The sequence below is a fragment of the Chromobacterium sp. W521 genome (genome assembly GCF_052805975.1).
In genome coordinates, this window is sequence record NZ_JBRBAF010000005.1 from 57416 (window position 1) to 71547 (window position 14132).

At 60.6% G+C, this 14132-nt stretch carries 12 protein-coding genes and 2 tRNA genes; 2 read left to right on the plus strand and 12 right to left on the minus strand.

Translation table 11 applies throughout. The annotated features are described in order from the left end of the window. Window positions 1-72: 72 nt before the first annotated feature. Window positions 73-1836: a PTS glucose transporter subunit IIBC gene (ptsG, locus tag ACUXV1_RS08740; RefSeq protein WP_194427691.1), complete on the plus strand. Its 1764-nt coding sequence runs from the start codon at window positions 73-75 to the stop codon at window positions 1834-1836. Window positions 1837-1906: 70 nt separating this feature from the next. On the opposite strand, the gene ACUXV1_RS08745 is transcribed toward ptsG, so the two are convergent. The 12 genes from ACUXV1_RS08745 to hppD all read right to left on the minus strand — a co-directional run bounded on the left by ACUXV1_RS08745 (window position 1907) and on the right by hppD (window position 13082). Continuing rightward, window positions 1907-2704, minus strand: a complete 798-nt coding sequence (locus ACUXV1_RS08745; RefSeq protein WP_196783841.1) for a Cof-type HAD-IIB family hydrolase — start codon at window positions 2702-2704, stop codon at window positions 1907-1909. Window positions 2705-2796: 92 nt separating this feature from the next. Beyond that, window positions 2797-3153 (minus strand): carboxymuconolactone decarboxylase family protein, encoded by a 357-nt coding sequence (locus tag ACUXV1_RS08750; RefSeq protein ID WP_043642223.1) that lies wholly within the window; start codon window positions 3151-3153, stop codon window positions 2797-2799. A gap of 148 nt (window positions 3154-3301) precedes the next feature. Next, complete coding sequence (locus ACUXV1_RS08755; protein ID WP_043642221.1) at window positions 3302-3571, minus strand: CBU_0592 family membrane protein; 270 nt, start codon at window positions 3569-3571, stop codon at window positions 3302-3304. Between the two features lie 29 nt (window positions 3572-3600). Continuing rightward, on the minus strand, window positions 3601-5613 hold the full coding sequence (locus ACUXV1_RS08760; RefSeq protein ID WP_446015158.1) for a CocE/NonD family hydrolase: 2013 nt from the start codon (window positions 5611-5613) through the stop codon (window positions 3601-3603). After that, a complete protein-coding gene (locus ACUXV1_RS08765; protein WP_446015159.1) occupies window positions 5610-7178 on the minus strand; it encodes a BCCT family transporter in 1569 nt (522 codons plus the stop codon). Before ACUXV1_RS08765 ends, ACUXV1_RS08760 begins: the two co-directional genes overlap by 4 nt. Window positions 7179-7397: 219 nt before the next feature. Continuing rightward, window positions 7398-8288, minus strand: coding sequence for a LysR substrate-binding domain-containing protein (locus tag ACUXV1_RS08770; protein WP_081554826.1), 891 nt, complete (start codon window positions 8286-8288; stop codon window positions 7398-7400). A 99-nt stretch (window positions 8289-8387) separates the two neighbouring features. Next, window positions 8388-8463, minus strand: a tRNA-Phe gene (locus tag ACUXV1_RS08775). Between the two features lie 25 nt (window positions 8464-8488). Next, a tRNA-Phe gene (locus tag ACUXV1_RS08780) sits at window positions 8489-8564 on the minus strand. 308 nt (window positions 8565-8872) lie between these two features. Then, on the minus strand, window positions 8873-9517 hold the full coding sequence (maiA, locus tag ACUXV1_RS08785; protein WP_043642215.1) for a maleylacetoacetate isomerase: 645 nt from the start codon (window positions 9515-9517) through the stop codon (window positions 8873-8875). Further along, window positions 9510-10493 carry a fumarylacetoacetate hydrolase family protein gene (locus ACUXV1_RS08790; protein ID WP_043642212.1) on the minus strand — a complete coding sequence of 328 codons (984 nt, stop codon included), beginning with the start codon at window positions 10491-10493 and terminating at the stop codon, window positions 9510-9512. Before ACUXV1_RS08790 ends, maiA begins: the two co-directional genes overlap by 8 nt. Before the next feature lie 185 nt (window positions 10494-10678). Further along, window positions 10679-11809, minus strand: coding sequence for a homogentisate 1,2-dioxygenase (locus tag ACUXV1_RS08795; RefSeq protein WP_043642210.1), 1131 nt, complete (start codon window positions 11807-11809; stop codon window positions 10679-10681). Between the two features lie 199 nt (window positions 11810-12008). Next, window positions 12009-13082, minus strand: coding sequence for a 4-hydroxyphenylpyruvate dioxygenase (hppD, locus tag ACUXV1_RS08800; RefSeq protein ID WP_446015161.1), 1074 nt, complete (start codon window positions 13080-13082; stop codon window positions 12009-12011). A gap of 482 nt (window positions 13083-13564) precedes the next feature. Here hppD and ACUXV1_RS08805 point away from each other — a divergent pair, with 482 nt between their 5' ends. Then, window positions 13565-14050 (plus strand): Lrp/AsnC family transcriptional regulator, encoded by a 486-nt coding sequence (locus tag ACUXV1_RS08805; RefSeq protein WP_039756263.1) that lies wholly within the window; start codon window positions 13565-13567, stop codon window positions 14048-14050. The last annotated feature ends 82 nt before the right edge of the window (window positions 14051-14132 follow it).

Genomic DNA, 14132 nt, shown 5'->3' on the forward strand with positions numbered 1-14132 from the left:
TCATCCGGAGCGATGTGGGGCGGCGAACGCCGCCCGCTATTTCCTACGCTGTTGAGCAAGGAATGAACCACCATGTTTAGTCAATCATTCGCATTTCTGCAAAAGATCGGCAAAGCGCTGATGCTGCCGGTGGCCGTGCTGCCGGTAGCCGGCCTGCTGCTGGGCATAGGCGCCACCGATTTCCACACCCAGAGCACCGTGGCGCTGGCCATCCTGTCGCTGATGAAAAACGCCGGCGACGTGATCTTCGGCAATCTGCCGCTGATCTTCGCCGTCGGCGTGGCGCTGGGCTTTACCGAGAACGATGGCGTGGCCGCGATCGCCGCGGTGATCGGCCATCTGGTCACCACCGTCACACTAGGGGTGATGGCCGGCCTGATGGGCGTCAAACCCGATACCATCATGGGCTTGCCGTCGATACAGACCGGCGTGTTCGGCGGCATTCTCGCCGGCGGACTGGCGGCGTATATGTTCAACCGCTATTACCGGATCAAATTGCCCGAATATCTGGGCTTCTTCGCCGGCAAGCGCTTTGTGCCCATCGTCACCGCCATCAGCGCCATCGCGCTGGGCGTGGCTCTGTCCTTCATCTGGCCGCCGATAGGCAACGCCATCAAGAGCTTCTCGCAGTGGGCCGCGGTCAGCGATCCGCGCACCGCCGCCACCGTCTACGGCTTTGTCGAGCGTCTGCTGCTGCCCTTTGGCCTGCACCACATCTGGAACGTGCCCTTCTTCTTTGAAATCGGCGCCTTCCCCGACGCGGTAAGCGGCAAAATGATACACGGCGACATCAACCGCTTCTTCGCCGGCGACCCCACCGCGGGCATCCTGTCCGGGGCCTTCCTGTTCAAGATGTTCGGCCTGCCGGCCGCGGCCATCGCCATCTGGCATTCGGCCAAACCGGAGAACCGCGTCAAAGTGGGCGGCATCATGATTTCCGCCGCGCTAACGTCCTTCCTCACCGGCATCACCGAGCCCATCGAATTCTCCTTCCTGTTCGTGGCGCCGGTGCTGTATTTCCTCCATGCCTGCCTGGCGGCGTCGGCGCAATTCATCGCCAACACCCTGGACATGCACATGGGCTTCACCTTCTCCCAGGGCGGCATCGATTTCCTGATGTTCAACCTGATCGGAGACAAGGCCAAGCACGCCTGGTACGTGTTCATCCTCGGTCCGATCTACGCGGCCATCTACTACGGGGTGTTCCGCTTCGTCATCGCCAAGTTCAACCTGAAAACCCCGGGCCGCGAGGACGAGAGCGCCGATGCTGGCGAAACAGTCAGCGAAGACGCGCGCGCGCGCGAACTGGTGCTGGCCTTTGGCGGCCGCAGCAACATCAGCAGCCTCGACGCCTGCATCACTCGCCTGCGCATCGCGGTGCGGGAACCCGCCAAGGTGAATCAGGCCAAGCTCAAGAGCATGGGCGCATCCGGCGTGGTGGTAGTGGGCACCGGCATTCAGGCCATCTTCGGCCCTCAGTCGGAAAACCTGAAAACCGATATGGAAATCTATCTGCGCGGCGCCGGCGCGGACGCCGAAGTCGACGCGCCCGCCAGCGCGCCGGCTCCAGTGCTTCATGCCGCAACACCGACGCCCGCCGCCGATCAGAACCAAGCCGCGGCGCTGCTCCAGGCGCTGGGCGGCAAGGCCAACCTGGCCAAGGTGGAAGCCATCGCTCATACCCGTTTGCGCGTGGAGCTGAAACAGGGCTCTCAGTTCAATCAAGACGCCGCCCACGCGGCCGGCGTGGCGGCGATGCAGGAAGTGGCTCCCGGCGTCTGGCACCTGATCGTCGGCGACCGGGCGGCCGGCCTGGCGCAAGCGCTGCAAGACTGAACGGGCGCGCCCCGACATGCAAAACGCCAGCGCTTGCGCTGGCGTTTTTTATTGGAACTCCCGATTCGATCTACAAGGCGAACAGCTCGCGCAAATGGCGGGCCACCCCTGCCTCGCGGTTGCTGCCTATGCGCGGCACATCCGGCAGTTGCTCTGCCAGACGAGCCTGGGCGTTGCCCATCATTCTCGGATGGCCTGCGGTGCGCAGCAGTTCGATATCATTCTGACCATCGCCGAAAGCTAGGCAATGCGCCTTGTCCAGGCCCAGATCCGCCAACACCAGTTCCAGCGCGTGGCCTTTGGATACGCCGGGCGCCATCACCTCCAGGCAGTCGTCGGCCGAGAAAGTAATGTACAGCTCATCGCCAAAGGCCTGGTGCAGCTTGCGCTCCACCTCCAGCAAATGCGCGTGCTCGCCGATGTAGAGCACTTTGCCCACGCCCGAGCCGTTGTGCCCGGCCAGATCCGCCAATTGATAGCGCAAACCGGAATCGGCGTGGAAATTGAGCAGATACTGGCAAGGCTGATCAATCAGCCAAGCGTCGTCCAGATAGAAGTTCAGTACCGTGCCGGCAGCGAATTCCGCCTGCGCCAGCCTGCGCACCAAGGCGGGATCGATATCCTGGCGATGCACCAGCTTGTCGTCGGGATCATGGACCCGCGCGCCGTTGGAAGTAATCAGGTGAGCCCGGATGCCCAGCGCCTGACGAATGCCCTGCACGTCCAGATAATGGCGGCCGGTGGCGATGGCGAATCGCACGCCGCGCGCCTGCAAGGTCTGCAACGTGGCGGCGGTGAACGGGTCCACCGCGTGGTTGGGGTCCAGCAAGGTGCCATCCAGATCGGATGCGATGAAGTGATACACCATCAAACTCCCGCGACAACAGAAGCGTACATTATACGCGCGGCCGACGACGCTGCCCATCAATGCGAGCGAATGCTTTCTGGTCCGAACCGGGATCAGTTGGGCGCGCCCTCGCCGCCAAATTGCTCATAGGCCTGCAAGGCCTCTGCCGCCGTCATCAAGGACGGACCACCGCCCATATAGACGGCCACCTGCAGCATCTCCATGAATTCGGCACGGCTGCACCCCAGTTCCACCAGCGCCTTGGCGTGGAAAGCCAGGCAACCATGACAACGGTTGGCGATGCCGATGGCCAGAGCGATCAGCTCCTTGGTCCGGTTCGACAATGCGCCGTCTGCGTGAGCGGCGCGGCTCATCTGGCCGAAGCCTTTCATGGTTTCCGGGATTTCTTTGCGCAGCTTGCTCAACTCCGCGCCGAGTTCCGCGCTTAATTCGGGGTAGCTGTAACTCATGTCCTGCCTCATCAAAATAATAATATATATTATATTTAATCATATACTAAAAGATAAAAGCAAGCCCTATGCGACACGAAGACAGCATGGCCGCGCGACCATGCCATCCCGTGCTCCTCTTCTTTACGATAGGCAGCCCCTTGCCCGCCTAAACACCGCCTCTTCCCGGCAAGGCCAGCAAACGCTCCTTACGCGTCTTGCGCATGCCCACCAGGCTGATGACTATCCACAGCACTTGCGCCAGCAGTGACGCCAAATTAAAGGCATAGCACAGCGAGATCAACAGCAGCAGTGCACCAATCAGATTGAAGCCGCTATAGCTGTAGTCGCTCAAATCCACCAGCCTCCATTGCAACAGGCTGTAAGCCAATAGATAGAAAAACACTCCGATCAGTCCTATCCAGTCATACCACATCATGACGCCCCCTCCCCTTGAGGAGCCCTACCCTATTGGGCACGGCGCGGCACATATTCGTCCCATTCCCGCTGCTGTAGCAGTTGCTCCCCCTCCCAGGCGCTTTGCCGCGCCATGATGCGGAAATGGCTGGCATCCGCCGTCAGCGCCAGCTCGCTCTCCACCCTGACTTGCCAATCACCACGCCCCGCGCCATAACTCCACTTCACCACGCCGCTGGCCGACAAGGGCTGATCAGGCCGGATGCGGTAGATTTCCTCGCAGGTTTGCGCCACTTCCAAACCGTGGTCGTCAAAACGATAGTGGCCGAAATCGTCTCGGATCACGGTGCGGACCTCACCGCTCATCGCGTCCTCGATGATTTCGCGGCTGCTGGCGGGAGAACGTAAATAACTCAAGGCCAGCGGCGGCGCGGCTTCTGGCGCGGCAAAGGGCTGCGTTACCACGGTGCTCAAATCATGTACTGGCAGGCTTAGCTCGGCACTCGCCAAGTCCAAGGTCAGCCGGGCATGATCGGCCGCCGGCCAGATCAGCGGGAAGTAGGCACTGGAAACGCTCAGCCGCAGCCGATGGCCAGCCGGCAAACGGTAGCCGCAATCATCCAGTTGCAGCCGGATCTGCATCCATTCGTCCGGTCTTACCGCCTGCAGCTGTTGATAGTCGTCGCGCAGCGCCAGGTTCAGCACCCCGTAACTGATGCGGGTCACGGCGCCATCCGGCGCCACATCGTTTAGCCGCACCGCGAGTTGACCGCTGGAACTATCGCACTTCAGCCTCAGCCGCAGCACCGGCGCGCCTAGCAGCGGCAGTTCCCGCTCCAGCGCGCTGCTGTCGAACACCAGCGAGCCGGCATCGTCGCGGCGTTGATCCAGCGGAAACTCCGGCCCCAGCCAAATCACACAGTATTCGCCGCAAGCGGCGCCGGTGGTCAGGGGCGAACGAATGCTGAGTTCGCCGGTATCGGACGCCCCCGGTCGCAGTTCGCCCGCGGCGCTCAGCCCCCATTGCTGCGGCCCGACATGCGGGCTGGGCCAGGCCGGATCGCGCAGCCAAACCCCCGGACGCGCGGCGTAACTGGCCTGCGGGGGCACTGCGTCTTGCAGATACAACGTGACCGGGTCTTCCGCCATGATGCCGGTGTCAATATCCTTCAACCAGTAGTCCCACCAGCGCAGCGCTTCCTGCAAAAAGCCAATCGCCGGATCCGGCACCGCGAAATGCGGGTACTTATGGGCCCACGGACCGATCAGCGCTTTTTTCGGACAACTCAGTTGCTGCATCATCCGGCCGACGGCGTTATGGTAGGCGTCACCCCAACCGCCCACCGCGTAGACGGCGGCCTTGATGGCGCTGTAATCGGTGCAGATGGAACCATGCCGCCAATAGTCATCGTCAGTCTGATGACTCAACCAGGTCTTGAGCAGCAGCGGCATTCGCTCCAGCCGTTGCAACCATCGTTCGCGCCATGCTTCGCCCACCAACAGCGGATCGGGTACGGCGGCGCAGTAGCTGAACATAGTGCCGGCCCAGCCCAGGTTCTCCAGCAATAAAGCACCGCCTTTGTAATGGATGTCGTCGGCGTAGCGGTGGTCGGTGGAGCATATGGTAATGACGGCTTTCAAGGCTTCCGGCTGACGAGCGGCCACTTGCAGGCTGTTGAAACCGCCCCAGGAAATGCCCATCATGCCCACCTTGCCGCTACACCATGGCTGCGCGGCGATCCAGGCAATCACTTCCAAGGCATCGTCCTGCTCCTGCCGCAGGTATTCATCGACAAACTCGCCGTCGGATTCGCCACACCCCCGCATATCCACCCGGAGACAGGCATAGCCGTGGCCGGCGAAATACGGATGGGTCAGTTGATCGCGCACAGCGGTGCCGTCTCGCTTGCGATAAGGCAGGTACTCCAGAATCGCCGGCACTGGCCTCGCTTCTGCGTCCAGCGGCAGCCACATCCTCGCCGCCAATTGGCAGCCATCAGCCAGCGTGATGGTGAAATGCTCCACGTCGCGAATGGCGTGCGGAAACTGCGTAACGGTTTTCATGCTTGTGTCTCCTTCGCGGCAGCGGATTCCTGAATATCAGTCCGAGAGACCAGCTTGCCGGAATTCACCAGGATGATGAGCGACAGCATGCAGCCCATAATGATGAGCAGGGCCGGCAAGCCCCCGAGGTTGGACATCATCTTGACGCCATCGACGCCGCCGGCGTAGCTGGTCATCACCCAGGACACCACGCCAATCACCGCGCCCCACACGACTTTCATGCCCATGCCGGCACTTTCGGCGCTGTCGGCTGAAAAGCCAGCGGTGCACAAATTGCTGATCGCATCGGTATTGCTGTCCGCCGCGGTGACATAGTTGAGAAAAGCGATGAACACCACCATGGCCACCATGATTTCGCTCATTGGCAGTTGGCGGATGATGGTGTACAGCACATTCTCCACGCCCCGGCTCTCCAACACTCCTTTCAGCAGACCTGCCTGGCCCAGATCAATGGCAAGGGCGGAGCCGCTGAAAATCATGATCCACAGCGCGGTAAAACCGGCGGGCAGCAGCAGGTTCATTACAATCACCTCGCGCACGGTGTAGCCGCGGGATATCTTGCCGAGGAACATGGCGCTGATCGGCGCCCAGGCAAACCATACCGCCCAGTAGAAGATGGTCCATGACCCGGCCCAGCCATCCTGGCTGGCCGCGCCGGTGGACAGGCTTAGCCGGAAAAACTGGTTCAAATAGTTGCCGAATGATTCCAGACCAAACGCCAGGATGAAGGTGGTCGGCCCAAAGATCAGCAAAAAACCGGCCAGTGCCAGCAATATCCAGGTATTGATGCTGGACAGCCAAGTCAGCCCGCGGTGCAGGCCGCTGAGCGCAGAGCCGACAAAGGTCAGCACAATGGCGGCAATGACCAGCCCGATGCTGAACGGGCTGGCAGGTAGTGGCAGATACTGATTGATCCCCCCCACCAACGCCAACGCGCCGGTACCCAAGCTGGACGCCATCCCGGCCACCAAGGCATACAGCGCCAGCGCGTCTATCAATTGCCCGCTGCGGCCATCCACCCAGCGCCCCAGCAAGGGCCGCAACATGCTGCCCACCGAAAACGGCTGCTTGAGGTTGTAAAACACCAAGCCGAACAACAGCGCCGGCACGGTGTAAATGGCATAAGGGGTGAACGTCCAGTGCAGAAACATCGCCGACATGGAGAAACTCGCGGCCTCGGCGCTGCCTGCACTCAGGTGATAAGACGCCGGAGGGTAGTACAGATGGTAAATCGGCTCGGCCGTAGTCCAAAACAGCACCCCAACCGCCATGGTCGTCATCAAGGTGACGGCAAACCAACGCTTGCGATTCAATAGCGGCTTGGCATCCACACCGCCGATACGCAGCTTGCCTATCGGCGAGCAATAGACCCAGACACAGGTCAACAGCAGGCTGAAACTGGCCAGACTGAACAGCCAGGAAAAGTGACTGAGTATCCATTTATTGGCGGCGGCGGCCATGCCGAGAAAGGCCGGCAGGTCCAGATAGCTGAACAGCAAGGCCGCCAGCAGAAGCAAGAAAGTGGGCCAGAACACCAGAGGCCTGATGCGATGAGAACGATGCATGGTTTGTCTCCTTGATGGAGCCTGCCGCCGCTATCGCCACGGGGGCTGCCGGTCTAAGGCCGGCGCGGCTTGCAGACAAGCCGGAGCCTATTGCGCCGGCCAGACCAGTGTCGGCGATAAGTCCAGCCCGAAACAAACGATAGTTTTAGATAGATTTATGTTCCCAGCTCATCAATCCTCCTGCGCTACCCGCATATCGAGGGCCCCGGCCATCTGCCGTTATGACTGCGCCACCAGCGAGGTCAGCCAATCGGCAAACAACCGGGCAGCCGGCTTGAGCGGCCTACGTTCCGGACGCAGCAGATAAAAGGCGCCACTCATCGTTACCTTGGCCTCCGCCGCCATCACCAACGTGCCGCTGGCCAGGTAGCTGTCTATCAAATAAGCCCAGGCCAGCGCCACCCCTTGCCCGGCCAATGCGGCCTGCACCGCCAAGTGGTGATTCGTCACGCTCAACTGTCTGGCTGCCGGTCGCCAGGCGATGCCTTGAGCGGAAAACCATTGCGGCCAGTTGAACCAATCCCGCTGGCCGCCATCCATGGTGATCAGCCTCTCATCCAATAAAGCCTCCGCCGACAGCGGCCCCGCGAGCAAATAAGCAGGGCTGCAAACCGCGTACATTTGCTCATCGAACAAGGCCACCGCATTGGCCCCCTTGGGGGGCTGACGAAAATAGTAAACGCCGAGATCGAAGTCGCCCGCCTGGAGTTCCTGGACATTATCGTTAGCCAGGATGCGGATAGACAGATCCGGCTGCGCTTGGCGAAAGGCGGATAGATGAGGCATTAGCCATAAGGAGGCGATCGCGGTGGAACAGGCTACGGTGACCTGCTTGTCTTGCTGCCAATGCATCAGACTGGCGGTGGCACCGACCAATTGCTCCAGGGCCGAACGCACCTCTGCCAGATACTGCTCGCCAGCCAGTGTCAGCTCCACTTTACGAGTGCCGCGCTGCAACAGCTTGCACCCCAGATAGTCCTCCAGCAGCAGTAACTGGCGGCTCACCGCACCTTGCGACAAATTCAGTTCCGCGGCGGCCTGAGTAAAGCTGGAGAGCCGGGCCACGGCTTCAAAGGCGATCAGGGTATAAAGTGGAGGTAGCGGTTTCATCGCTGCATTATGACATGACCCCAATCAGGGCCAGGCCCAAGGAGATCCCCCGTGCCAATGCAAAAAGCCGAACTCAATGAGTTCGGCTTTTTTGGTATCTGGTGGCCAGTCGCGGAATCGAACCACGGACACGCGGATTTTCAATCCGCTGCTCTACCAACTGAGCTAACTGGCCGACGAGTGCTATGGCAAGGCGGTGATGGTGGCCAGTCGCGGAATCGAACCACGGACACGCGGATTTTCAATCCGCTGCTCTACCAACTGAGCTAACTGGCCATCACTGCTGCGCTGTCGCGCCGTCAGAGCCACGCATTTAATCAGAGGACGCTATTCACGTCAAGGAATAATTGCAAAAAAACGGACGCCAGCCAGGCAGAAAAAACAGACGGGCCGGCCCTCTCAAGGGACCGGCCCGCCAGATCAACGACTTAGAACCTGTTTACCATCCGCTGCGCGCCGAGAGACGGACACGGAGAGTACCGCTTCGAAATGCTCATGTACCGCATGACCATTCCGCTTCCTCAGCGGTTTTCGCCTTATCTCGCTCTTGCTCGCAAGATCGTAAACACGTTATTGGATCGCGTTTAGATTGCGTCCGGCTGACGAGATGGATGCGCATCGGCGAAAGCCGGCACCTGCTCAAGCGCGTCCGCCACGCGGACAATGTTCGGGTAAGCCGCCAGATCCACGCCGAAACGCCGAGCACTGAATACCTGCGGCAGCAGGCAGACATCGGCCAGCGTCGGCTGCTCGCCCGCCGCGTAGCGGCCAGGCGTTGCAGCCAGCAGCGGCTCCAGCGCGTCGAAGCCGGTGCGAATCCAATGCCGTATCCACTCCGACTTGCCTTCCTCGTCCTTGCCGTACTCGGTCTGCAGATACTTGCCGACCCGAGTGTTCTGCAAGGGATGGATGTCCGCGGCGATGGCCAGCGCCAGCGCGCGGACCCGAGCCCTCGCCGCCGCGCCGGCCGGCAGTAGCCGCGGCGTATCCGGATAGGCTTCGTCCAGATATTCGCAGATGGCCAGGGACTGCGCGATCTTGACCCCGCCGTCATCCAGTAACGGCACCAAGCCCTGTGGGTTGATCGCCAGATACTCGGGGCTGCGCTGCTCGCCCTTGAGCAAATTGACCGCTTGATAACGGTAATCCAGCCCCTTGAGATTCAGCGCGATACGCACCCGATAGGCGGCGCTGGAACGGAAATAACCGTACAGCACGCGTTCAGTCATGCTTCACCACAATCTGCTCAATGGCGCCGAAGATGCTGGCGCCGGCGGCGTCCTTCATCTCGATGCGAACGCGGTCGCCCACTTTCATGAATGGAGTCGTCGGCGCGCCAGTCTCGATGGTCTCTATCATCCGCTGTTCCGCCAGGCAGCAGGAGCCTACGCTGCGGTCGTGATTGGACACGGTGCCGGAGCCGATGATGGAGCCGGCCGCCAGTTCTCGGGTCTTGGCCACGTGAGCCACCAACTGCGGGAAGCTGAACTGCATTTCCACGCCGGCGTTGGGATGGCCGTAAGGCGCGCCATTGTATTCAACCAGCAGCGGCAAATGCGCCTTGCCGTCGCGCCAGGCCGCGCCCAGCTCATCCGGGGTCACCGCAACCGGCGAGAAGGCGGTGGCGGGCTTGCTCTGGAAAAAGCCGAAACCCTTGGCCAGTTCGTTGGGGATCAGATTGCGCAGGCTGACGTCGTTGACCAGCATCAGCAAGCGGATATGACCGGCGCAGGCGGCGGCGTCGGCGCCAAGCGGCACATCGCCGGTGATCACCGCCACCTCGCCCTCAAAGTCCAAGCCCCAGGCTTCGTCGCGCAGCGGAATGGGCGCCAGCGGCGGCAGGAAGGCGTCGGAGCCGCCCTGGTACATCAGCGGGTCGTGGTAGAAGCTGGCCGGCACTTCCGCGCCGCGCGCCTTGCGCACCAGTTCGACATGGTTCAGATAGGCGCTACCGTCCGCCCATTGATAGGCGCGCGGCAGCGGGCTATGACAACGCTGCGCCTCAAACGGGAAAGCGCCCGGCACCTCGCCTTCGTTAAGCGCGGCGTAAACCTCCTGCAAACGCGGCGCCAGCGCGTCCCAACCGTCCAGAGCCTGCTGCAGGCTGGCGGCAATCTGCGGCACCGCCACCGCGCGGGACAGGTCGCGGCTGACAACCAACAACTGGCCGTCGCGAGTTTGATTCTGATAAGTGGCGAGTTTCATCTTCTATTCTTTCTGCAGCTGGGCAGCTGAAATTCCAGTAATACGGTGTGACATCCACAACACCGCCTGAGCGCTATCGCGTCGCGAGCAAGCGGAGGCCGGCGGGAGAAGCGCAGCGGTACAAATGGCACCGCGAGCATCGCAGCGTCGAGATCGGCTTGCGCCGCAGCGATAACGCTAGGCGACTAGGGCTTGGGTTTCCAGCTATCCACATATTGGGTCCACTCCACCTCCGGCATCTGCGGCCCCTGCTCCAACGCGTCGCGCGTGTCTATCATCACCGCCACTTCGTCAGTAAAGGTCTTGGGGTCTGTCATCGCCTTGGCGAAGGCTTTGGGATGGGGCCCGTGGGTGAAGCCGGCCGGGTGGAAAGTCAGCATGCCCGGCTTGATGTTGTCGCGGCTGAAGAAATCGCCGGCGTGGTAGAAGATCACTTCGTCGTAATCGTCGTTGTTGTGATAGAACGGGACCTTCAAAGCACCGGGATCGGACTCTATCGGCCGCGGCACAAAGGTGCAGATCACGAAACCGTCGGCGACGAAAGTCGTGTGCGCAGACGGCGGCAAATGGTAGCGGTGGCTCATCAGCGGCCGGATGTCGCGCCAGTTGATGCGAGCGACGGAGTGGTTGCCGTGCCAGCCTATCGCGTCCAGTGGATTGAACGGATAGGTCACGGTGGACAGGGCGCCGCGGCGCTTGATCACCACTTGCCACTCGTCCTCGGTCTGCTGAGCGCGGAAGGCATCGTCGATCGCCGGCACGTCCAGCATCGCCTCGTCGAAAATGGCGTGCGGCCCCACCAGCCCCTTGTCCGGCAACTGGTAGGCACCGTTGCTCGCCTCAATCAACAGCATGGTGGTGGGCGCGGCCGGTTCGATACGCCAACTGGTGGAGCGCGGCATCAGGATGTAGTCGCCGTCGCGATAGCTCAAATGGCCGTAATCGCAAAATAGCTCGCCGCTGCCGGCGTGGATGAACAGCATGTCGTCGCCGTCGCCATTGCGGAACAGCTGAGTCATCGCCTGATCCACGCTCCAGATGCGCAGTTTGCACTGCGCATTGTGTAGCACCAACGGCGCGGCCCAAGGCGCGGCCACGTTCTTGGGCAGCTCGTTCAGGTCAAAAGCGCGCGGGCGCAGCGGGCCCTCCCAGGCGCTCCAGCCGGTGGGCGGGTGCTTGTGATGCAGATGAGTGGCGGGGCCGAAAAAACCACTGCGGCCCACTTCGCGCTCATAGATGGCTGTGTCCGGAAAGTCGGCGTGCGCCTGGCGCGAGACGGTGCCTTCGCGGTGGGGATATTGAATCCATTTACGCATGGTGTGTCCTTCAATCCCGCCGCCCAGGCGGCGGGATGGCATCGATAGAACTGCGGGCTTAAAGCCGGTTCGTAGTCTGCCGCGCCTCAGCGACGCCGTATTGGAACCGGCTGCGGAATGCTCATGCGCCGTGGCGCGCTCCGCTTCTTCAGCCGCAACGGCTGGCTTCGCCTTGGCCCGCGGGATCGTAAACCGCTATTTAAATGACACCGCGGCGGATCTGATCTTCTTCAATCGACTCGAACAGCGCGCGGAAGTTGCCCTCGCCAAATCCCTCGTTGCCCTTGCGTTGAATGATCTCGAAGAAGATCGGGCCGATCACGGTCTCGGTAAAGATCTGCAGCAGGATGCCGGCGCCGTCCACCGGCGCGCCGTCCACCAGGATGTGGTTCTTGCGCAGACGCTCCAGGTCCTCGCCGTGTCCCGGCACGCGCTCGTCCACTTTTTCATAATAGGTGTCGGGAGTATCGAGAAAACGAGTGCCGGCGGCTTTCAGCGTTTCCACGGTTTTGTAAATGTCGCGGGTGGTCAACGCGATGTGCTGGATGCCTTCGCCGTGGTATTCGCGCAGGAATTCCTCGATCTGGCTCTTGTCGTCGGAGGACTCGTTGATCGGGATGCGAATCTTGCCGCAGGGGCTGGTCATCGCCCGGGACACCAGACCGGTGAGCTTGCCCTCGATGTCGAAGTAGCGGATTTCGCGGAAGTTGGCGATATCAGTGTAGAAGCCCGCCCACTTGGCCATATTGCCGCGGAACACGTTGTGGGTCAGGTGATCGATCTCATACAGGCCCACGCCTTCCGGATGCTGGTCCACGCCCTCCAGCGGCACGAAGTCCACGTCGTAGATGCTGTGTTCCGGGCCGTAGCGATCGACGAAATACAGCGCCGAGCCGCCAATCCCCTCCACTGCAGGAATATTCAGCTCCATGAAGCCGATTGGGCGCTCGTACTTTTTGGCGCCGTGGGCCAATGCGTATTCATAGGCCTTGGCCGCGTCCTTGACGCGCCACGCCATCGCACAAGCCGACGGGCCGTGTTCATGACCAAAGGCGTTGGCCGGCTGCGACGGTTCGCCGTTCAAGATGAAATTGATATCGCCCTGGCGGAACAGGCTGACGTTCTTGCTGCGGTGGCGCGCGACTTCGCTGAACCCCAGCGACAGGAACAGGGCCTTCAGCTTGGCGATGCCTTCCGTTGTGGGCGACGTGTATTCGACAAATTCAAAACCGTCGGTAGCCAGAGGATTCTGCAGCATAGTTTCCATTTTCATCTGTTTCTCCTGTTGTAGATGAGTGTGTGGCCGGTAGGCGGCGAGCGGAGCATGACGCCGCTCTGAACTGGCGACTTGATCTTGCGTTCCGCGCAACAAGCTTGTTTATAAACAAATAACAGTAGCTTTTGATGACATGTCTTGTGATAGTCTTGTCATGACATGTTGTAAAAAGCCCTGCGCAACGCATTTGGCTTCGCGCGGAAAAGTCGGAAGGAAAAAGACTTATCAGGAGGGACGCGCTAGCCGCGCGTCGATTTAGCTTGCCGTGACGCGCGGCAAGCTTCTCCTCAAAATGTGAATCTTATCTCCGCCGTCTTATTCACTCGACAAACCCCGGTGCTTTTTTAGCGCCGTGTGTAGAATGCGTTTTTAGGCTTTTTATTCTATGGAAACTACGGGGCAATTTTCTTGCTAAATACCAAGAAACCATTAATAACTAAGTATAAAACACTAATATTTTGCCTCTTTTAGGAGAAAACATGCCAAGTCTTACATTAGATAAGACAGACTTGCGTATTCTGGCCGAACTTCAGCATGACGGCCGCTTAACCAATGTGGAATTAGCAGAACGGGTGGCCCTGTCTCCATCCCCTTGCCTGCGTCGCCTGAAACAGCTGGAGGAATCCGGCGTGATTCGCCAATACGTGGCGCTGCTGGACCCCGCCCGCATCGGTCTGGGCCTGCAAGCCTGGGTGCGGGTTACGCTGGAAAAACGCGGCAACGCGCATTTGCAAAGCTTCATCGAAGCGGTGCAAAGCTGGCAGGAGGTCATCAACTGCTTTGCGATGACCGGCGAGATGGACTATCTGCTGCAAGTGTATTTCGAGGACATGGAGCACTTTTCGCGCTTCGTGATGGACGAGCTGTTGCAACACCCCGGTGTCGCCGATGTGAAGTCCAGCTTCGTGCTCAAGGAGATCAAGCGGACGACTTCACTGCCGCTCGGCCAGTTGCGTGGTCTTTAAGCGGGGCGGCCTTGCGCCGCATACGGATTCGAAACAAAACAGCCCGGTATACCGGGCCGTTTTGCATGGGTGGAAAACCTAG

What these genes read in the sequence shown, in the direction of transcription:
- ptsG (WP_194427691.1), top strand. Translation starts at nt 73, where the DNA reads ATGTTTAGTCAATCATTCGCATTTCTGCAAAAGATCGGCAAAGCGCTG.
- ACUXV1_RS08745 (WP_196783841.1), bottom strand. Translation starts at nt 2,704, where the DNA reads ATGGTGTATCACTTCATCGCATCCGATCTGGATGGCACCTTGCTGGAC.
- ACUXV1_RS08750 (WP_043642223.1), bottom strand. Translation starts at nt 3,153, where the DNA reads ATGAGTTACAGCTACCCCGAATTAAGCGCGGAACTCGGCGCGGAGTTG.
- ACUXV1_RS08755 (WP_043642221.1), bottom strand. Translation starts at nt 3,571, where the DNA reads ATGATGTGGTATGACTGGATAGGACTGATCGGAGTGTTTTTCTATCTA.
- ACUXV1_RS08760 (WP_446015158.1), bottom strand. Translation starts at nt 5,613, where the DNA reads ATGAAAACCGTTACGCAGTTTCCGCACGCCATTCGCGACGTGGAGCAT.
- ACUXV1_RS08765 (WP_446015159.1), bottom strand. Translation starts at nt 7,178, where the DNA reads ATGCATCGTTCTCATCGCATCAGGCCTCTGGTGTTCTGGCCCACTTTC.
- ACUXV1_RS08770 (WP_081554826.1), bottom strand. Translation starts at nt 8,288, where the DNA reads ATGAAACCGCTACCTCCACTTTATACCCTGATCGCCTTTGAAGCCGTG.
- maiA (WP_043642215.1), bottom strand. Translation starts at nt 9,517, where the DNA reads ATGACTGAACGCGTGCTGTACGGTTATTTCCGTTCCAGCGCCGCCTAT.
- ACUXV1_RS08790 (WP_043642212.1), bottom strand. Translation starts at nt 10,493, where the DNA reads ATGAAACTCGCCACTTATCAGAATCAAACTCGCGACGGCCAGTTGTTG.
- ACUXV1_RS08795 (WP_043642210.1), bottom strand. Translation starts at nt 11,809, where the DNA reads ATGCGTAAATGGATTCAATATCCCCACCGCGAAGGCACCGTCTCGCGC.
- hppD (WP_446015161.1), bottom strand. Translation starts at nt 13,082, where the DNA reads ATGAAAATGGAAACTATGCTGCAGAATCCTCTGGCTACCGACGGTTTT.
- ACUXV1_RS08805 (WP_039756263.1), top strand. Translation starts at nt 13,565, where the DNA reads ATGCCAAGTCTTACATTAGATAAGACAGACTTGCGTATTCTGGCCGAA.